Raw genomic sequence first — 18,898 nt, 5'->3', positions numbered from 1 at the left:
TTTTGCCGATCTTACTCCTTATAATCCATAACGTATGAAAATTTCAGCTTTAATTGTGGAAGATGAGTTGCTGAGCAGGGATTTCTTGTCTAACCTTGTACGCGAGTACTGTCCGCAGCTGGAACTGGCTGGCACTGCTTCCAATGTGGAAGATGCCGTGAAGTTTATCAATACACATTCCCCACAGCTGGTATTCCTGGATATTGAAATGCAAACGGGCACGGGGTTCGATGTATTACAGAAAGCTGATCATCATAATTTCCAGGTGATCTTTACTACGGCTTTTGATCATTATGCCATCCAGGCTATTAAATTCAGCGCAGTGGATTATCTGTTGAAACCTATCAACCTGGAAGAACTGGAACTGGCGGTGGCCAAAGTGGAGAAGCAACTGGAAGGTAAAAAGGAAGATCACCGGCTGGATGTTCTGTTGAAGAACCTGCAAAAACCTGCCAGTGATGATTTTTGTATCAGCCTCTCTACTTCAGAAGGGGTGGATTTTATTCCTTTGTCTACTATTATCAGGCTGGAAGCGAAAGGACCATATACGATCTTTTATATCAGGGATGGCCGCCAGATCATGGTGAGCAGGAACCTGAAGGAATATGAGCTGAGCTTGCAGGAGCATGGATTTTTCAGGATCCATAACTCCTACATGATCAACTTGAAGGATGTAAAAAGGTGGGTAAAGACAGATGGCGGTTATGCCGTAATGAGTGATGATGCCATGGTAGCCATATCTCCTAAAAAGAAAGATGAGTTTATGACGCTGATGACAAAGCGGATGGTGTAAGCTGCTGTAATTCTTTAATAGCCTGTTCGCAGATCTTTTTTACTTTTTCGAAGCGCTTAACTTCTGCAAACCGCTTCTGTTGCATTAATACTAAGTCTTTTCCGATATGCGGCTTCAGGCCGAAATACCCCACTGAGGTACTTAGCGTATGCGCGATCTTGTATACCATCTCTCCATTATTCTCTTTCATCGCTTTTTGTAAAGCAGCCAGGTCTTTAGGCGTTTGCTGAATGAAGGTATTGATCATCTCTTTGATGAAAGTAACGTTATTACGTGTTTGCTCTTTCAGGAAACTGAGGTCTGTGATCTTTGCGGGAAGATTAGTGGCGATGGCCTTGAGTAATTCACTTTCTCTGAAGGGTTTGGGCAGGTAATCATTCATGCCGGCTGCCAGGCATTTTTCTCTTTCTCCGCTGAAGGCATGTGCCGTGATGGCAATCACAGGTGTGCTGAGCTTTAAGCTGTCCCTGATCTTTTGTGTGGTGAGATAACCATCCATGCCGGGTATTTGCAGATCCATCAGGATGAGGTCTACCGTGTTCTTTTGCAGGAAGGTTACTGCTTTTGTTCCGCTGTCTGCTCCGCTTACAGTAAATCCGTTATTGGTAAGCATGATGCGGGTGAGTTTCTGATTGAGCAGGTTATCTTCTACTACGAGTACATGTAAACCTTTGCCATTGATGGTCTGGGCTTTTGATGATACGGTTTTTGTTTGTTTGCCAGCTTTCAGGAAAGGCAGTTGTACTTTGAACTCCGTGCCTTTATTGAGTTTGCTGCTGAGGGTGATAGTGCCTCCCAGTAATTCCACCAGCTCCCGTGTAATGGCAAGTCCTAGTCCGGAGCCGCCGTATTTTCGGGTGATAGCTGTATCCGCTTGAGTGAACCTTTCAAAAACATTTTGTTGTTTGGCTGCGGGGATACCAATGCCGGTGTCCTTAATGCTAAACGCTACCTGCATGGCTTGCGGGGTTTCTTCTTTCAGAGTGACCTCTACTGTGATGCTTCCTTTCTCCGTGAATTTGATAGCGTTGCCGATGATGTTGAGCAGGATCTGCGTGAGCCTTACACTGTCGCTCAGCAAAGGAGTGTGCAGTGTTTTATCTATTTTGCTTTTGTATTGCAGTTTTTTGTGCCGCACTTTGGAGGCCAGCATCATTTCGATGGATTGCAACAACTCAGGGAGATGAACAGGAACAGATTCAAAGCTGATCTTTTTAGCATCCAGCTTACTGAGGTCCATGATGTCATTGATGGTGGACAACAGGTTGCTGCCGGATGTGCAGATGGCATCCAGGTATTCTGTCTGCCGGCTGCTCAGTTTTGTTTTCTTCAGCAGTTCTGTGAACCCCAGTATGGCACTCAGCGGAGTTCTTAATTCGTGGCTCATGTTCGCCACAAAATCTGATTTTGCTTTAGATGATTCTTCTGCCAGTTGCCGGGCTTTTTCCATTTGTTCCTCTACGGTTTTTCGTTCAAAGAAGGTAGGTACTACCGGAGGGGTTTTTGCAAAGTGGTGTGTTTTTGCAAAAGTCTTAATGTGCTTTTCAATCATGTGCGGAGGCGACATAATAAAAGTACATTGTTCATCTCCTTTGGCCCTGCAGGTAACTTCCACAGCGGTAAGCGGTATGCCGAAACTTTGCTCACACCAGCCGGAAGAATAACCGGAATTCATAATGCACACCGGTTGTTTGGATTGTTCACCGGACCTGATCCAGGCATCTGCTTCAAAAGAAAAAGGATGATGATAGATAAGATAATAATCATCATCAGGGGTGGGATGGCTTTCGGGAAGGATGTCCACAAAAGCCCAGCCCGTATAGGCAAAATGAATGGGGCCCGCGGACAATTTAGACAGCGGGTCCGTTACATTCATTTGTGCATGAAAAGCTTTGGCATCATTGATGCCTAATGCGTGAGCGATATCAAAGAGGAAGTTCCGGCCAATGCCAAAGGCTTCGGTTTCTCCTCTGTCTGCATACAAACTGAGGATGCTGCCTAAGAAGTCTTTGGACAAGGCAGAGGCCCTTATCAATACATATCTTTCATTGCTGATCTCAATAGTGCCCTGCGAAGGATTCAAAGAGATGTGAGAAAAATACTGCCTTACATTTTCTTCCGCTTTCTGGAATAAGGGAAGGAATTCAGGTGGAACTTTTACGGAAGGCTGATCTGCATGCAGGGAATAGCGATTGCGTAAGGACGCATTCTCGGTTTCCAATGCACGGACCTTTTCCTGTAGTGCTGCGATCTGTGGGGACGTTTTCATCGTTATTGGACGATTTCGGCTGTTCTGTAAACAGCGGGTTGGGGGGATTCCCGTTTAAAATTTGTTTGCAACAAAATACGATAATCTTTCGGGTTAATAGGTTTAAAAAATTCGTAGGGCGCCCATCGTGTAGCGGTAGTACGTAAGCCCATATCCCGCATGAGCTGGTCCAGGTGCATGAAATTGAAAGGGGCAACACAAGTTCCGCTGAATTCAGCAGAGATGGGGCGGCTGCGCTGACGCCAGTTGGCCATGTATTCCATATCCTGCTCAATGCTTTCAGCAGTGGGGAGTTCAAGCTTGCCCTGTACATAACGCACCAACCAGTTTGCGGCCATTTCTGAAGTGAGGGTGGTGAACAGGCTGGAATTGTATCCTACGAAACCCAGCTGTGGTACTTTGGGATGCAGGATATTCCTGAACAGGCGGTAAGTACCATTGCTGTCTATGATCTGATCTGCATACTGTTTTTCCAGGAAGGGCATGGATTGTGTAAAGCCGGTGCCGCATACTACGAGGTCTGGTGTGAGCACCTGGCCATTTTGCAGGAAGAGTTTATTTCCTTCAAAATGACTGATCTCTGTTTGCTGTGCTTTGATCTTGCCTTTTTGTATCTTTTCATAGAAACCTTCCGGTGCCACGCCCAGGCTACAGCTGATCTGGTCTTCTATTTTATGTTGGGGTACCATGCCGCAGGCTTTCAGTTTAAACTGGCTCTTTAACAGCAGTTCCAATCCCCGCCATTGTGCCCAGACCATGGGTTTGCCTATGGAATGGAGGATCTTCTGGAAGAGGGTTTTGCGGGGACAGTCGAAGAAGGCTTCTGAGAAACGGGAGAATAAGAGGTAACGCATGTTGAGTACATTCCCGAAATAACGGGGCACTTTCCATTGTGCTTTGCGGTAAAGCAGGTGGCATTCGCTGGCGCGGTCTGCAGCCAGGGTGGCAATGTCTGTGGCAGATTTGGCGAAACCTATTACGGCTACGGACTTGTTTTCCAATAAAACCGGATCATTCACCTGGCAGGAGTGTAATACTTTGCCGGTGAAGGTTTCCAGGCCTTTAAATGCAGGCAGGTGGGGTTTGTGGAAGGTGCCGGTACAGATGGCCACGAAATGGAAATGCAGTGTTTCGGTTTTACCGGAAACGTCCTGCACCTCCATCTGCCATTCGTCCTCCTCATAGTGCAGTTGTGTAACAGTTGTCTGGAAACGAATTTGAGAAATGATATTAAAGTGGGTGGCATAATCTTCCAGGTAACGTTGTACCTGTTCTCCTGAAGGCCAGAGCGGATAATGGGAGGGCATGGGGAAATCAGAAAAGGCGTATTCATCCCTGGTGGTTTGTGTGGTCACATTCAGATAAGAACGGCTTTTTTCCCAAACGCCGCCAATAGCTTTGGCTTTCTCTATAATAGTTACATGATATCCTTGTTGAAGGAAAGCTTTTGCGGTAGCCAGGCCGCTGAGGCCTGCGCCGATAATTCCAATATGTTTCATTTCATTGGGGGTTTAATGATGATACGAATGTAGTGTGCAGGGATGGGTGGAAAGGGGGGCAATTAATGTATGGGGTGTTTTGATTAACCCAATTCCACTTTCCGTTAATTCCACATATGAAGAATGTTGCTTTACATGCATCTTTACAGCATAAAAACAAACACCCCATGAAAATAAGTAACTCACCCATCGCTTTCCTCCAGGAAATAATCGCCAATGGCGGCCCCGAAGCACAACAATATGCTGAACTGAACCTTGTGTTCGATGTGATCTCCGACGCATTTAAAGCCGGTGATATCACTGCGGAGGAATTAGATGCTCTGCAATCAGGGCTCGATGAAACAGACACGATCCTTGGCCACGTAAAATCCAAACCTTTTGGTTATGCGGGTGACTTCCTGATCATTGATAAAATATACAGGGAACAGGTAACGGAAGATTTACGTTTTGAAAAGTGGGATAACTTCTGGCAGGAACAACCAGCCTGCAAAGCTGTACGGAACCGGAAAGATTATTTCATTCATACTATTCAGCACGCTTTGCAGCAACATGGTTCTATGCAGTTGTTAAATGTAGCCAGCGGTCCGGCAAGGGACCTGGCAGAGATCTATGGTTTAATAGAACCATCCAGACTGCAAACTGTTTGTGTGGAAGCAGATGAACATGCTATCAATTATGCAAAGGAGCTGAATGAAGCACATGCAGCGCAAGTGGAGTTTGTACATCGTAATATTTTCCGTTTTAATACGGATTCGCAATTTGATATGGTGTGGAGTGCAGGGTTATTCGATTATTTTGAAGATAGGATCTTCATTAAGTTATTACAGAAGTTCATGAGCTGGACGAAACCAGGTGGAGAGGTGATCATCGGTAATTTTGGTGATCATAATCCTTCCCGTAATTATATGGAACTGATGGGGGATTGGTATTTGCATCATCGTTCTGCAGAAGAGCTGATCAACATGGCGTTGGAGGCTGGGGCTTCCCGTGGGGCTGTTAGGGTAGGCAGGGAAGATGAGGGGGTGAATCTGTTCCTGCATGTAAGAGTAGGGGTTTAATCCCCCTTACTCTTTCAAAAGGAATGATTATTCTCCCCATGGTGATTGCATGATCTCATCACAGAAATTCCAGCGTTGAAAACCAGGGATCATAAAAGCACATACATCTGCCTTAATATTACCCGCGGTTGTATCTGTTTTATGTTTAAACCCGTCGAAGAAAGTAGGGATGATCTTCTTTTTAAAATCAGTCCTGGGGAAAACGCTGGTGATCTCTTCCCTGTTTTCTGCGGAGAGATGTTCATATCCTTCTCCTAATACATCTAATCCTACCCCTGAAATCATCAGTGCTACTTCCGGTTCTTTATATTCCGCGATACCGATGGTGGTGTGCAGTGCGATGGCATCCCATACCAGTTGTAATGATCCATCGGGTAGTCCATAACTTTTCAGGAAATCCCTGGCGGCATTGGCTCCATCTACTTCAAAGCGTTTATCCGGGCTGCTGTAGTGAGGTGTGAGTCCGAGGTCATGGAAAATGGCGCTTACATACAATAACTCCGGATCGTATTTGGCTTTGTTCCTTTGTCCGTTCAGAGAGGCAAAGAGGAATACGCGGAGGGAATGGTTGTAGAGGAATTCTGTACCGTGTTCTCTCAACAATGCGGTGGCGTTAGTGGCGATGGTGCTGTCCGGAATGATGATACCGGCTATTGATCTTGCAGACATACTTTTTTTTCTACAAAATTAAATGGTGGGCACTCGTTAGGGAATGTTAAAAACGGTGAATTGCATGCCAATTTATGCAAAGAGGTCTGGGGAGGTTTTTTTTGTATGAAGCAGTCTGAGAGAGTATTTCTTTTTGTACGAAGCGCTCCAGGAGATTTGAGTATAATTACATCCCTATCTTTACAAATCTCTCCCTGTACTCTTTGGGAGAAAGACGCGTATACTTCTTGAAGAAATGACTGAACTGTTCCGGTGTGAGGAAGTTGAGGCTGTAGGCTATTTCTTTCACCGGTTTAGAGGAAAATTGTAACGCACGTTTTGCTTCTCCGATCAATTGCCCGTTGATGATATCTTTGGCGCCTACACCCGCACAACGTTTACACAGTTCAGTGAGTTTGCGGGCAGATATATTCAATTGTGTGGCAAAGGCAGCTACCTCATGTGTGGATTGATATTGCTGACTCACCAATCCAAGGAATTCTCGGTACACTTGTTTCTCGTGATTATCATATCCTTTTATTAAGGAAGCATTGATATTGGCGATCTTGATCATGATGATCTTCAGATAAGCAGCGAGCGCATCTGTTTTATTAACGTAAGTTTCTTTCAGGAATTCTTTTAATAACACCTGGAAGAGAAAAGCTATTTCTTCTTTATCTAATGGCAGATGCTGATTGGCTGCAGCATTGTTAAACAACACTGCCTTGCAATTATTAGCACTTGCAGGCGCTTTCTCCCAGAAGCAATCGCCAAAGCTTAGTTCATAACCGGAAATGGTAGTGCCCTTTTTAAATGCGAACAACTGACCACGTGCCAGCAGGAAGATCTCGTTGCCGGAGATGGGATAGGTGTTATCATCTATCTGTATACTTCCTGCCCCTTCCAGTATGAGGAAGATACGATGATAGTCAATCCTGCAAACGGGTTCATGTGGGAAGATATGATGATCCCGGTAAGTGATGGAAAAAGAATCTTCTAAAACAGTATCAGCCTTTATCATTCGTTACCATTTCTTCTTTACTGCGTTGCATGATATTCTTTTTATGCATAGCGCCCCATTCGTGGAGAGACATCACCACCTGCTTCAGTGTATCTGCATATTCTGTTCTTTCATACTCTACTAATGGCGGAGATGCTTCTGCATAAACGATCCTTTTGAGGAAACCATTTTGTTCAAGGTCTTTCAGTTCATTGGAAAGTACTCTTGCAGATATTCCTTTCAGCAAACGTTGCAGTTCATTAAATCTTTTATTACCGTCTGAGAGTGCAATGATGATGCGTAGTTTCCATTTTCCTCCTATTACGTAAAGTGCATCATCTATGGCAGGAAGTCTCTCTAAACAATCTGGCGCATGCAATACTCTATCCTTCATAATATGCTGTTTTAACTAACCTTTAGGTTAGTAGTATCCTATGGATTACTGGTGAGTCATCCATATGCAAATGTATATAGTTTTGCATTATGAAAAGGATATTGCATATTAGTTCAAGCCCGAGAGGCGAAGCGTCCAGCAGTATTATGCTGGCCAACAGGATCATAGAAAAGATACAGAATCTGCATCCTGGCAGTACGGTTGTTGTGAATGATACAACTGCGAAAGATTATCCGCATTTGGATGCGCAATTGATCAGTGCTTACAAGACGATGGAGGAATCAGCTCATCTGTTGAAAGATTCAGATGCTGCGGTGAAGGAATTGTTTGATGCGGATATTATTGTGATCGGTGTGCCGATGTACAATTTCAATATGCCCTCTGCTTTGAAGGCATGGATAGATCATGTTGTTCGTCCGGGTGTTACTTTCAGTTATGCGAACGGATTGGAAGGATTATTGAAGGATAAGAAAGTGTACCTGGCGCTGGCCGCACATGGTGTTTATTCAGATGGGCCAATGAAGGATTATGATTTTTCAGAACCTTACCTGCGGTATATCCTTGGTTTTATAGGGTTAACGGATATCACATCGTTCAGGATTGAAGGCGGGGGTATTCCGGGTATTATGGAAACGGCAGTGGAAAAAGGGCTGGATAGTGTGGTGCTGGCATAAAAAACCGCCTTCCTTAGCAGGAAGGCGGCTATAGGATCCTTATAGGATCTCCCTATGTCGAGCCTATGTCAAGCTTTCTTTGAGCCTCTAAGCAAAGTGATGTCCGGCTACGTGCCCGCCATCGATATTGATGGTTTCGCCGGTAATGAAGTTGCTGGTAGCCAGCATATAAGCCAGTTCCGCAATATCAGACGGTTCTCCGATGCGATGGAGCAGATGGAGGCCTGCGAGGCTATCAGCATCCGAAACGCCGGTTTTAGCCTGTAAAGGGGTTCTGATGATACCCGCGGCGATGGTATTCACCCGGATGTTCTGTTTTCCGAATTCAGCGGCCAGTTGTCGCGTGAGCGCATGGATAGCTGCTTTACTGGAAATAGGGGCAGTGGCAGGGAATCCTCCGATGGCATGATCTACCAAAACTGAGCCAATATTGATGATGGAACCACCACCATTTTTTAACATTTCGCGGATGGCAGCCTGCGTGGTGTAGAAGGTGCCTTTGTAATTGGTGGTGAGGTATCGGTCCAGGTCCTGTTCTTCCACATCGAGGAAAGGTTTGGGTGCAAACTGGCCTGCGTTGTTGATGAGTACGTCCAGTTTGCCGAAATGTTGGATGGCTGCCTGTACTAACTTTTCACCTGTTTCCTTTTGACCAATATCACCTGCAATGGCTTTCAAATTTACGGGATTTCCCAGTTCCTGTACGGCTTGTTGCAGGTTTTTTTCATTCACTGAATTGATCACTACATTATATCCTTTCTCCAGGAATAATTGTGCCATGGCTTTACCAAGACCGGTAGACGCACCGGTTACGATCGCTGTTTGTTTCATTGTATGTATCTCTTTTGTACACACAAAGTTCATATGATACATGCAACCGGTAAATGGACAAAGCAGTATTTGAATGGTACTTTTGGACAGCTATTTGTATTGTCCCGGTGCTACGCCTTCATGTTTTTTAAAGAAGCGGTTAAAGTAAGCGGGATCTTCGAAGCCGAGTGCAAAACCGATCTCTTTCATGCTGAGGGCCTGGTGGTGGAGATAACGTTTGGCTTCCAGGAGCAACCTGTCTGTAATTAATTCCCCGGCGGAGCGGCCGGCAAATTTCCGGGATAAAGTATTGAGTGTTCTGGGTTGTGTATGGAGCTGATCTGCATAATCCTGTACCGTATGCAGGGTGCGGAAATTCTTTTCTATCGCTATTTTATATTTCCTGAAAGCTTCATATCCGTTATTTAAAGCGCGGGTTTCTGTACAAAGCTGCTGTTGCTTGATGCGTTGGATATGTGTGAGCAGTATTTTGAGATAGGAGGAAAGGACTTCTTCCTGGCCTTGTTCGCCGGTGTTTAGTTCCATCTGCATCATGGAGAACAGGTTTTCGAAGATGTTTTGTGCTGCTGTATCTACTGTTAATGCAGGCTGGGCGTTTATGTTATCGAACAGGCAGCTGTCCAGCAGATAATCATCTGCGTCTTTGGGATCGCGGAAGATACCGGGATGGAAACGTAATACATATCCTTCTGCCCATACCTTTTGTGAGATGAGATGTACCTGCCCGGGAGATAAGAGGAAGAGCATGTTCCCAAAATAAGGGTAGGGCTGATTGTCGATGTAATGTATGCCTGTGCCATTCTTCAGCCAGATCACCTCATAGTATTCATGCCGGTGATTCTCCATGAATTCCGTAGCGGTACAATCCTCCACATCAAAAGTGGTGACCTTGAAATGTTCATGGATCTTTTCATCCACGCAATTCTCGCCTAGCTTATATATGGGTACAGACATAGTATGCAATTTACTGATTTAGTGACTGCTGGGGCATTGCACTTTTGGGCGTTTTTATTGCATTTTTGGACATTTTGCAACATGTTGTCATTAAAAATTCATCTAAATACCTTCGAAATACTATATTTTTGTTTCATGCGTATGCTCACATACATATTGACCATCCTTGTTCTGACACTTAGCTGTCTGCCTTGTGCAGATGCTGACGTGGCACATAACGATATGGAAAGTATGTCTATGACCCACCCTGCGCAGGACCAGCATCCGGATGCCTGTTCTCCATTTTGCATTTGTACCTGCTGTGCCAGTTATTCATTTATATATTATACGGCCACCAATTTAACGGTGCCGGTATCTTCTCCCAATTACAGCTTCTTCGACGTGCATACCCTGCATGAAATTTCGCTCCCCATCTGGCAGCCGCCTCAATTAGTGTAATGCTTTCTTATTCTTATTCGTGTGTGCATACGTAAAACGTATGGCGCAAGGTTATGCATTACAACCAACTTTTCTGAAACATGCTGAATAGTATTATCAATTTTTCGATAAAGAATAAACTCGTTATCGGCATCTTCACCCTTGTGCTTATTATATGGGGTGTATGGAGTGCCGGGCGTTTACCCATAGATGCTGTGCCTGATATCACCAATAACCAGGTACAGATCATTACAGTTGCTCCCACGCTGGCAGCCCAGGAAGTGGAACAACTGGTTACTTATCCTATTGAGCAAAGTCTGGCTAACCTGCCGGACCTGGAGGAGATGCGTTCTATCTCTCGTTTTGGCCTTTCTGTTATCACTGTTGTGTTTGATGATAAGATCGATATTTATTTCGCGCGGCAACTGATCAATGAAAAACTCAAGGAGGCGGAAACGAATATCCCGCAGGGAATTGGCACACCAGAACTGGGGCCTGTCAGCACAGGACTGGGAGAAGTGTATCAATATGTGATCCGGCCCAAAAAGGGGAGTGAGGATAAATATACGGCCATGGACCTGCGTACGATGCAGGACTGGATCGTAGCGCGGCAATTATATGGAACGCCGGGGATTGCGGAGATCAATAGTTTCGGGGGATTGGTGAAACAGTATGAAGTGGCGGTAGACCCTCATAAATTAAGGTCTTTGAACATTACCATCCCGGAGATCTTTACTGCGCTGCAGAAAAATAATGAAAACACCGGTGGTGCTTATATCGATAAAAAGCCGAACGCTTATTTTATCCGGGGCATAGGATTGGTGTCTTCTCTGGATGATATCCGCAACATCGTGATTAAAACGGTGAATGGGATCCCTGTACTGATCAGGGATGTGGCAGATGCGAGATTGGGCAGTGCTGTGCGTTACGGGGCAGTAACCTATAACGGGGAAAAAGAAGCAGTAGGTGCGATCGTGATGATGCTGAAAGGAGCGAACAGTGCGGATGTGGTTGCCCGCGTGAAGAAGAAAATGGAAACGATCCGGAACAGTCTGCCGGCGGATGTTGAAATTGAAGCTTTCCTGGACAGGACGGGTTTAGTGGAGAGGGCTATTGGTACGGTGGAAAAAAACCTGATAGAAGGTGCGCTGATCGTGGTGTTTGTATTGGTGGTGTTCCTGGGAAATATTCGTGCCGGTTTGATCGTGGCATCTGCTATTCCGCTTTCTATGTTATTTGCATTGGGACTGATGAACCTGTTTGGTGTGAGTGCTAACCTGATGAGTTTGGGTGCTATTGATTTTGGTTTGATCGTGGATGGTGCGGTGATCATTGTGGAAGCTACCATGCACCATTTGGGTCTACGTCGTTCCCGTGAGAAACTTACACAGGCGGAAATGGATCACGAAGTATTTGTATCTGCTTCTAAGATACGTAACAGTGCTGCTTTTGGGGAGATCATTATCCTGATCGTTTATATTCCGATATTATCATTAGTGGGCATTGAAGGGAAGATGTTCCGTCCCATGGCGCAAACGGTAGGGTTTGCTATCCTGGGTGCGTTGATCCTTTCACTTACTTACATCCCTATGATGTCTGCATTATTTCTTCCTAAGAAATTCTCCGGCAAGCAGACGATTGCGGATAGGATGATGGCTTTCTTCCAGCGTTTATATGCCCCCATTTTAAGAGGGGCTATTAAAGCAAAATATCTTATAACTGGTGCGGCGATAGTGGTATTTGTTATTACGCTGATCGTTTTCAACAGGATGGGAGGCGAATTTATTCCGCAGTTGCAGGAAGGTGATTATGCGTTGCATTGCATATTGCCGCAGGGGACTTCCTTATCTCAAAGTATTGAAACCTCAATGCAGGCCAGCAGGATCATTAAAACTTTCCCTGAAGTAGAAAAGGTAGTGGGCAAAACAGGTGGTGCAGAAGTGCCAACAGATCCTATGCCACCGGAAGCGTCAGATCTGATCGTTACTTTGAAACCCCTGAAAGAATGGACCACAGCAAAGAGTTATACAGCGTTGGCTGATAGCATGATGGAAAAACTGGAAGTGATCCCGGGTGTTTTCTTTGAAGTATCCCAGCCTATACAAATGCGCTTTAATGAATTGATGACGGGGGTAAGGCAGGATGTGGCTATTAAGGTTTTCGGTGAGAATATTGATACACTGGCAGCTTTAGCGCCAAAAATAGCGGCTGTTATTTCTGCCGTGAAAGGAGTTACGCAACCACAGATTGAACGTACTACAGGGCTTCCCCAGATAACGATTCAATACGATCGTGCGCGGATTGCAGGATATGGATTAAATATACAGGATATCAATACAACGGTGAGTACGGCCTTTGCAGGAAAAGTAGCCAGTGTGGTGTTTGAAAATGAAAGGCAGTTTGACCTGGTAGTGAGGTTAGATAGTGCCAACAGGGCTTCTATTGATGATGTGAGCAATCTTTACATTTCCTTGCCGGATGGTGTGCAAATTCCCTTAAACCAGTTAGCGACGGTGTCTATTAAAGAAGGCCCTGCGCAGATCAGCCGGGAAGATGGGAGGCGCAGAGTGGTGGTAGGTTTTAATGTGAAAGACAGGGATGTGGAAAGTGTAGTGACGGAGATACAGGAGAAGCTTGCTGCTGCAAAGATCCTGCCTACTGGTTATTATTATACATATGGCGGCACATTTGAAAACCTGCAGAAAGCATCAGAGCGATTGAGCATTGCGGTGCCGGTATCACTGGCGTTAATTTTTATGCTGCTCTTTTTCACTTTCCGGTCTTTTAAAGAAGCGGCATTGATCTTTACCGCTATTCCCATGAGTGCTATTGGTGGGGTGTTTGCATTGTTGCTTCGTGGAATGCCGTTTAGTATTTCTGCGGGTGTGGGCTTCATCGCTTTGTTTGGTGTAGCAGTATTGAATGGCATTGTTTTGATCAGTACGTTCAATCAATTGGAAAAGGAAGGAATGAACGATGTGGTGCAAAGAGTGATAGAAGGTACAAAGATCAGGCTGCGGCCGGTATTGATGACGGCGACGGTGGCTTCCTTTGGATTCTTTCCTATGGCTATTTCCACAGGTGCGGGTGCTGAAGTGCAAAAGCCTTTGGCAACGGTAGTGATCGGCGGTTTGCTGACGGCTACTTTTCTTACGCTGGTGGTGCTTCCGTTATTATACATCATTTTTAATACGAAGATCAAGATGAAAGGAGCTATGGTGGTGGCGCTTTTGTTCATTGTTCCTGCTGCTAAAGCGCAAAGGATAACGGTGGATGAAGCGTTGTCTGCAGCAAAAGGGAATCTGCAATACGGTGTTAATAAAGAGCAGATCAATAAAGGGAAATTGCAGGCGAAATCGGCAGGGTTGTTTCCTAAGACGGGCATCTTTGCGGAGAATGAAGATTACAGGCCCAGTGATAAACAGGGTATATTGAAGATAGGGGTTTCGCAAAGTGTTGCGTGGCCTGGGTTGTACAGTGCGCAGAAGAATTTGTATGCGGAGCAGTTGAAGTATTACGAAGCCAATACCACCGTGATAGATGCAGATATTAAAAGAGATGTGCGCAGTGTGTATTATCAGTTGTGGTATTTGCAGGATAAGGTGTTACTATTCCAACGGCTGGATAGCATTTACAAATCATTACATGCAGCTGCAAAATTGAAAGTGAAAACAGGGGATAGCCCTGGTTTGGATAGCATTGCTGCGAGTGTGCGGATGCAGGAACTGGAAGCTTTCCTGCAACAAACGGGGAGTGATCTGAAGATCCAGCAGCAGTTGCTCATGCAGTTGTTAAATGCGGATGAACCTGCTTTGCCGGTATTACAGCCTTTGGAGAAATTGCCTGTTCCGTTAACGCTTTCGGATAGTCTGCATCCGGAAATAACTTTACAGCAGCAGAATGTGGCGATTGCGAATGCAGGGGTAAGAGTGGTGAAGAATGAGAACAGGCCGGAGTTTTCAGGGCGTTTTTTCAGTCAGCGTTTATATGGGTTGAGTGATCCTTATACCGGGTTTTCTGTAACGGCTGCGTTTCCGTTGTTTAGTTCTTCCCGTAATAAAGTTCGAACGGCACAAGCGGAAGCGGCTATGCAGCAGAAGCAATATGAATATGGCAGGCAATCTTTTCATACGCAGCGGATGCAGGCACAACAGGAAGTAGAGAAGAACAACAGCCTGCTGCGGTTCTATGAAACGGTGGGGTTGAAACAGGCGAATGAGATCATCAAAGCGGCTACACTGGCTTACAGGGCCGGGGAGATCAGTTTTGCAGAGTTATCTCAGTTCCTGACTCAGGCTATTGATATTCAGCGGAATTACCTGGAGAACCTCAATGCTTATAACCAATCCATTATTGCGTACAATTATTTTATCAATCAGTAAATTATGCGACAGTTCATTATTCTTATTATAGTTGTTTTATTTAGCGCCTGTGCGGAGAAGAAGGCCCCTGCTGTGGAATCTGCTGAAGAAGAGCATGCACATGAAGATGGCAATACGGCTACGCTTACCAACGAGCAAATTAAAAGCATTGGGCTTGAATTGGGGAGTATTGAGAAGAAGCAGTTAACAGCTTCGCTGAAGGCGAATGGTGTTTTAAAAGTACCCAATCAGAACAAAGCGACTATCAATTCCGTTTATAATGGAGTGATAAAGACGTTACTTGTGCAGGCAGGGAGTTCTGTGACTAAAGGGCAGGTGATAGCGACTATTTCCAACCCGCAGTTTATCTCAGTGCAGGAGGAATACATCGGTATCAATGCAAAGATCTTACATGCGGAGCAGGAGTATAACCGGCAGAAGGAATTGAATGAAGGGAATGCAGGGGCGCTCAAGAATCTCCAGGCTGCAGAAACATCTCTTAGAACTGTACAGGCCCGGTCTGCTTCTTTAAAGCAACAGATCGAGCTGATGGGGATCAATCCTTCTTCACTAGCCAATGGGAGACTGGTTTCTGTTATTTCCTTGCGGAGCCCTATCAGTGGAGTGGTGAGTGAGGTGTCTGTGAATTTGGGGAGTTATGTGGATGTGAGTACCCCGGTGGCTGAGATCGTTGATAACAGCCAGTTGCATCTGGATCTGTTTGTTTATGAGAAAGACCTGCCTAAGCTGAAGAAGGATCAGGTGATACATTTTACTTTGACGAATAACCCTGGCAGAGAGTATGATGCGGTGATCTTTTCTCTTGGATCATCTTTTGAGGGGGAGAGTAAAGCCGTGAGTGTGCATGCAATGGTGAAGGGGAATAAGTCCGGGTTGATAGATGGGATGGGGATTACAGCTTTGATCAGTTTGGAAGCTGCGGTAGTGCCGGCCGTTCCGACGGATGCGTTGATCACTTTTCAGGGGCAGGATTATGTGTTTATTGTTGTTGAGGGGGCTGAGGAAGGGGAGGGGCATTCTGAAGGCACGCATGATCATGATTCCGGGAAACCAGATGATCATAAGGAGAACGATTCAGAGAAGCCGCATGATCATAAGGGAAATGATTCTGAGAAACCAAATGATGCTTCAGGGAAATCACATGATCATAAGGAAAATGGTTCTGAGAAAACAAATGATCTGAAAGAGAATAGTTCAGAAAAACCAAATGATCAAAAAGAAACCGATCCCGAGAAGCAACACGACCATAAAGAAAATAAAAAACCTGCCGCTTTAGCCGGCACCGTAACCTTTGAGAGAATCCCTGTTGCCAGGGGCACCACAGATGTAGGTTACACGGAAATAACATTATTGAAAGATATCCCCGCCAATGCAAGAGTCGTAGTGAAAGGGGCTTTTTTCTTATTAGCGAAACAAACTAATTCAGGCGAACACGAGCATTAATTATGGAAAAGATTAAAATAGATCTGGATCTGCTGCTGCCGGAAATCCCTGATGAAAGGGATGCCTGCGTGCAGCGTATCATTACCATGATGCAGCATCATAAAGGTATTGCTAAAGCACATTTGATTCCCGGAAATGGAAAAGATGAAGCGAAACTCTGCTTTCATTATGATCCTGATGAGATATCACTGGAACAGATACAGGCTTATGCAAGAGAAGCCGGGGCCGCTATTACCAAGCAGTATGGCCATCTCATGGTAGAAGTGGAGAAGATAAGAGAGATGATGGTGGCAGGTGTCATTGAAGGGCAGTTGAAGAAAATACCTGCGCTGGTGGATGTATCTGTTTCTGCAACAGGGAATATTCGTATTGAGTATGATCAGCGGTTGATGGATAAGTCAGCTGTGTTGAAGGCTATAAGCAAAGAGGGGTTGAAGGTGAAGAGAGTTGTGGAGGTGGGACATGAGCATTCGCATGGTGATGGTAATGGACAGCATGATCATGATGCTAAAGAACATGGTGGCAATTCAAGAGATCAGGGAGATAAGCATTCCCATGATCAGGAAGCAGGTCATTCACATGATGATGGTCATGATCATGACGATGATGATCACGATCATGGCGATCACGATCACGACCACGGAAGCGGCGAAGGCCCCACCTGGAAAACCTACCTCCCCGCAGCAGTCAGTTTTGCCATGCTGATAACAGGCATCATCATAGACAACTATAGCCCTTTTCCTAACTGGGGAAGATTGATATGGTACGCCATCGCATACATCCCAGTCGGCCTCCCCGTAGCCATCACAGGATTTAAGCTATTAATAAAAGGAGACATCTTCACCGAGTTCATTTTAATGACCATCGCAACGGTAGGTGCTTTCTACATAGGAGAATACCCTGAAGGCGTAGCCGTCATGCTCTTCTATACAGTAGGAGAACTCTTCCAGGATGCAGCCGTGAACCGCGCAAAAAGAAGTATCAAGGCGCTGCTGGATATTCGTCCGGATACCGCGCTGGTATTGATTGATGGAAGTTATAAAGAAGTAGCACCCACGGATGTAAAAGTAGGAGATACGATACAAGTAAGAGCAGGAGAAAGAGTACCCTTAGATGGCGAAATGCTCAGTGAAGGCAGTTCATTTAACACCGCTGCATTAACAGGAGAAAGCAAACCTTCCACCATAAGGAAAGGAGGAATAGCGTTAGCAGGAATGATCAACCAGGAGAAAGTAATAGAACTGAAAGTAAGCAAACTGTTCAACGACAGTTCCCTGGCACGCATCCTCACGATGGTCCAGGAAGCCACTACCCGCAAAGCAAAAACGGAACAGTTCATTCGTCGCTTTGCCCGCATCTATACACCGATTGTGGTTTTCCTGGCTATAGGGATAACATTGCTCCCCTATTTTTTTGTAAGCAATTATGTATTTAACGACTGGCTATACAGGGCATTGATCTTTTTAGTGATCTCGTGTCCCTGTGCATTGGTGATCTCGATACCGCTGGGATATTTCGGGGGGATTGGGGCTGCCAGCCGGAAGGGCATCCTGTTCAAAGGCTCTAATTACTTAGACCTGATGACGAAGATCACCAGCGTGATCATGGATAAAACCGGCACCCTCACAAAAGGTGTATTCAAAGTACAGGAAGTAAAAAGCTACGAACTACCGGAAGAAGAATGGTTACCCCTAGCCGCTGCCCTGGAAAGTAAATCAACCCATCCTGTAGCACAAGCTATTGTAGCACATGTAAAAACAGAAAACACTACAATTGGGGACCTGGAAGAGATCAGCGGCCATGGCTTAAAAGGCAAAGTAAACGGAAAGGTAGTATTAGCCGGTAATGTAAAACTGCTGGAGAAAATGGGCATCCCCGTAAAAGAAGAACTCCGCAGCATCACAGACACCATCGTTGTAGTTGCAGTAGACGGAAAGCTGGCCGGTTATGTAACTATTGCAGATGAAATGAAAGAAGACAGCAAAGCCGCCATAGACGCATTGCACAGCATGAACATTAAAACCACCATGCTAAGCGGTGATAAGCAAACCGTGGTGGATAAGGTGGCGAAGTACCTGGGAATTGACCAGGCATACGGTGATCTGCTTCCTGAGAATAAAGTGGAAAAGGTAGAGCTGGCTAAAAAGGATACAGGAGCCATCATCGCCTTCGTAGGAGATGGTATTAACGACGCCCCCGTACTGGCATTAAGTGATGTAGGCATTGCCATGGGAGGCCTGGGAAGTGATGCTGCTATTGAAACCGCAGATGTGATCATTCAAACAGATCAACCTTCTAAAATAGCCACCGCTATTAGCATCGGCAAAGCCACGAATAAAATTGTATGGCAGAATATTGGGCTCGCATTTGGTGTGAAAGCGATTGTACTGGTACTTGGAGCGGGAGGACTTGCTACGATGTGGGAGGCGGTATTTGCAGATGTAGGTGTTGCCTTACTGGCTATCCTGAATGCTGTGAGAATACAGAAGATGAAGTTTTAACAGAAAGAGATGTTTTGTACAAATTTGAATGTCGT

The 18,898-nt window shown here is 45.3% G+C and carries 14 protein-coding genes; 7 read left to right on the top strand and 7 right to left on the bottom strand.

What is annotated here, in order from left to right; all coding sequences use genetic code 11:
• Positions 1 to 34: 34 nt before the first annotated feature.
• A complete protein-coding gene (locus GFS24_RS11610) occupies positions 35 to 793 on the top strand; it encodes a LytTR family DNA-binding domain-containing protein (protein WP_153659722.1) in 759 nt (252 codons plus the stop codon).
• Here GFS24_RS11610 and GFS24_RS11605 read toward each other — a convergent pair.
• Together GFS24_RS11605 and GFS24_RS11600 are read right to left on the bottom strand one after the other, a co-directional pair.
• Complete coding sequence (locus GFS24_RS11605; RefSeq protein ID WP_153659721.1) at positions 762 to 3,062, bottom strand: ATP-binding protein; 2,301 nt, start codon at positions 3,060 to 3,062, stop codon at positions 762 to 764. The two genes, GFS24_RS11610 and GFS24_RS11605, sit on opposite strands and share 32 nt — an antisense overlap.
• Before the next feature lie 2 nt (positions 3,063 to 3,064).
• Entirely contained in the window at positions 3,065 to 4,561 is a 1,497-nt protein-coding gene (locus GFS24_RS11600) for an NAD(P)/FAD-dependent oxidoreductase (protein WP_153659720.1), read from the bottom strand.
• Between the two features lie 167 nt (positions 4,562 to 4,728).
• On the opposite strand from GFS24_RS11600, the gene GFS24_RS11595 reads away from it, so the two are divergent.
• Positions 4,729 to 5,619, top strand: coding sequence for a class I SAM-dependent methyltransferase (locus GFS24_RS11595; RefSeq protein ID WP_173003050.1), 891 nt, complete (start codon positions 4,729 to 4,731; stop codon positions 5,617 to 5,619).
• 27 nt (positions 5,620 to 5,646) lie between these two features.
• Here GFS24_RS11595 and GFS24_RS11590 read toward each other — a convergent pair whose 3' ends face one another.
• From GFS24_RS11590 to GFS24_RS11580, 3 genes are all read right to left on the bottom strand, one after another.
• Positions 5,647 to 6,288 carry an HD domain-containing protein gene (locus GFS24_RS11590; protein WP_153659718.1) on the bottom strand — a complete coding sequence of 214 codons (642 nt, stop codon included), beginning with the start codon at positions 6,286 to 6,288 and terminating at the stop codon, positions 5,647 to 5,649.
• A gap of 166 nt (positions 6,289 to 6,454) precedes the next feature.
• The gene (locus tag GFS24_RS11585) at positions 6,455 to 7,288 is read right to left on the bottom strand and encodes an AraC family transcriptional regulator (RefSeq protein WP_153659717.1); all 834 of its coding nucleotides are present in this window, start codon (positions 7,286 to 7,288) and stop codon (positions 6,455 to 6,457) included.
• A complete protein-coding gene (locus GFS24_RS11580; RefSeq protein WP_153659716.1) occupies positions 7,275 to 7,661 on the bottom strand; it encodes a helix-turn-helix domain-containing protein in 387 nt (128 codons plus the stop codon). The genes GFS24_RS11585 and GFS24_RS11580 overlap by 14 nt, the downstream gene beginning before the upstream one ends.
• Positions 7,662 to 7,750: 89 nt before the next feature.
• On the opposite strand from GFS24_RS11580, the gene GFS24_RS11575 reads away from it, so the two are divergent.
• Positions 7,751 to 8,335 carry an FMN-dependent NADH-azoreductase gene (locus GFS24_RS11575; RefSeq protein ID WP_153659715.1) on the top strand — a complete coding sequence of 195 codons (585 nt, stop codon included), beginning with the start codon at positions 7,751 to 7,753 and terminating at the stop codon, positions 8,333 to 8,335.
• 87 nt (positions 8,336 to 8,422) lie between these two features.
• Here GFS24_RS11575 and GFS24_RS11570 read toward each other — a convergent pair whose 3' ends face one another.
• Both GFS24_RS11570 and GFS24_RS11565 read right to left on the bottom strand, forming a co-directional pair.
• The gene (locus GFS24_RS11570) at positions 8,423 to 9,166 is read right to left on the bottom strand and encodes an SDR family NAD(P)-dependent oxidoreductase (protein ID WP_153659714.1); all 744 of its coding nucleotides are present in this window, start codon (positions 9,164 to 9,166) and stop codon (positions 8,423 to 8,425) included.
• Between the two features lie 90 nt (positions 9,167 to 9,256).
• The gene (locus GFS24_RS11565) at positions 9,257 to 10,120 is read right to left on the bottom strand and encodes a helix-turn-helix domain-containing protein (protein WP_153659713.1); all 864 of its coding nucleotides are present in this window, start codon (positions 10,118 to 10,120) and stop codon (positions 9,257 to 9,259) included.
• 135 nt (positions 10,121 to 10,255) lie between these two features.
• Between GFS24_RS11565 and GFS24_RS11560 the strand changes: the two genes are divergently transcribed.
• From GFS24_RS11560 to GFS24_RS11540, 4 genes are all read left to right on the top strand, one after another.
• Positions 10,256 to 10,558, top strand: a complete 303-nt coding sequence (locus tag GFS24_RS11560; RefSeq protein ID WP_153659712.1) for a DUF6660 family protein — start codon at positions 10,256 to 10,258, stop codon at positions 10,556 to 10,558.
• Positions 10,559 to 10,638: 80 nt separating this feature from the next.
• Positions 10,639 to 14,919 (top strand): CusA/CzcA family heavy metal efflux RND transporter, encoded by a 4,281-nt coding sequence (locus tag GFS24_RS11555; RefSeq protein WP_153659711.1) that lies wholly within the window; start codon positions 10,639 to 10,641, stop codon positions 14,917 to 14,919.
• 3 nt (positions 14,920 to 14,922) lie between these two features.
• The gene (locus GFS24_RS11550; protein WP_216647392.1) at positions 14,923 to 16,362 is read left to right on the top strand and encodes an efflux RND transporter periplasmic adaptor subunit; all 1,440 of its coding nucleotides are present in this window, start codon (positions 14,923 to 14,925) and stop codon (positions 16,360 to 16,362) included.
• A gap of 2 nt (positions 16,363 to 16,364) precedes the next feature.
• The gene (locus GFS24_RS11540; protein WP_253906434.1) at positions 16,365 to 18,863 is read left to right on the top strand and encodes a heavy metal translocating P-type ATPase; all 2,499 of its coding nucleotides are present in this window, start codon (positions 16,365 to 16,367) and stop codon (positions 18,861 to 18,863) included.
• Positions 18,864 to 18,898 lie beyond the last annotated feature (35 nt).

It is taken from the genome of Chitinophaga sp. SYP-B3965, from assembly GCF_009647655.1.
GTDB lineage: Bacteria > Bacteroidota > Bacteroidia > Chitinophagales > Chitinophagaceae > Chitinophaga.
This window is presented reverse-complemented; position numbering and strand designations above follow the sequence as displayed.

Bases quoted from the DNA above. Each gene is read 5' to 3' on its own strand.
- GFS24_RS11600 (WP_153659720.1), bottom strand. From the start codon at position 4,561: ATGAAACATATTGGAATTATCGGCGCAGGCCTCAGCGGCCTGGCTACC.
- GFS24_RS11555 (WP_153659711.1), top strand. From the start codon at position 10,639: ATGCTGAATAGTATTATCAATTTTTCGATAAAGAATAAACTCGTTATC.
- GFS24_RS11605 (WP_153659721.1), bottom strand. From the start codon at position 3,062: ATGAAAACGTCCCCACAGATCGCAGCACTACAGGAAAAGGTCCGTGCA.
- GFS24_RS11575 (WP_153659715.1), top strand. From the start codon at position 7,751: ATGAAAAGGATATTGCATATTAGTTCAAGCCCGAGAGGCGAAGCGTCC.
- GFS24_RS11580 (WP_153659716.1), bottom strand. From the start codon at position 7,661: ATGAAGGATAGAGTATTGCATGCGCCAGATTGTTTAGAGAGACTTCCT.
- GFS24_RS11610 (WP_153659722.1), top strand. From the start codon at position 35: ATGAAAATTTCAGCTTTAATTGTGGAAGATGAGTTGCTGAGCAGGGAT.
- GFS24_RS11570 (WP_153659714.1), bottom strand. From the start codon at position 9,166: ATGAAACAAACAGCGATCGTAACCGGTGCGTCTACCGGTCTTGGTAAA.
- GFS24_RS11540 (WP_253906434.1), top strand. From the start codon at position 16,365: ATGGAAAAGATTAAAATAGATCTGGATCTGCTGCTGCCGGAAATCCCT.
- GFS24_RS11565 (WP_153659713.1), bottom strand. From the start codon at position 10,120: ATGTCTGTACCCATATATAAGCTAGGCGAGAATTGCGTGGATGAAAAG.
- GFS24_RS11585 (WP_153659717.1), bottom strand. From the start codon at position 7,288: ATGATAAAGGCTGATACTGTTTTAGAAGATTCTTTTTCCATCACTTAC.
- GFS24_RS11590 (WP_153659718.1), bottom strand. From the start codon at position 6,288: ATGTCTGCAAGATCAATAGCCGGTATCATCATTCCGGACAGCACCATC.
- GFS24_RS11595 (WP_173003050.1), top strand. From the start codon at position 4,729: ATGAAAATAAGTAACTCACCCATCGCTTTCCTCCAGGAAATAATCGCC.
- GFS24_RS11550 (WP_216647392.1), top strand. From the start codon at position 14,923: ATGCGACAGTTCATTATTCTTATTATAGTTGTTTTATTTAGCGCCTGT.
- GFS24_RS11560 (WP_153659712.1), top strand. From the start codon at position 10,256: ATGCGTATGCTCACATACATATTGACCATCCTTGTTCTGACACTTAGC.